Annotated in this window: 1 protein-coding gene; it reads left to right on the top strand. The window is 64.8% G+C overall.

All coding sequences use genetic code 11. The features are described from left to right. The coding region (locus J7U37_RS24995) for an RtcB family protein (RefSeq protein ID WP_247637510.1) at positions 1-384 on the top strand (384 nt) is incomplete at both ends.

Raw genomic sequence — 384 nt, 5'->3', positions numbered from 1 at the left:
CCTGTTCATCGAACTGGCCAAGGCGGACATGCGCCAGCACATCGCCAACCTGCCGGACAAGGACCTGGCCTACTTCGAGGAAGGCAGCCGGCACTTCGACGACTATGTGGAAGCGGTCGGCTGGGCCCAGGATTTCGCCCGGCAGAACCGCGCGCTGATGATGCACGCGGTGATCGAGGCGGCGCGCCAGGTGATCCGCAAGCCGTTCGAAGCCAACCTGGAGGCGGTCGATTGCCACCATAACTACGTGCAGAAGGAGCGCCACTTCGGCCAGGAGGTACTGGTCACCCGCAAAGGCGCGGTGTCCGCGCAGAAGGGCCAGCTCGGCATCATTCCCGGCTCGATGGGGGCGAAGAGCTTCATTGTCCGCGGCCTCGGCAACCA

The sequence above is a fragment of the Methylobacterium sp. 37f genome, assembly GCF_023093475.1.
Taxonomy (GTDB): domain Bacteria; phylum Pseudomonadota; class Alphaproteobacteria; order Rhizobiales; family Beijerinckiaceae; genus Methylobacterium.
This window is presented reverse-complemented; position numbering and strand designations above follow the sequence as displayed.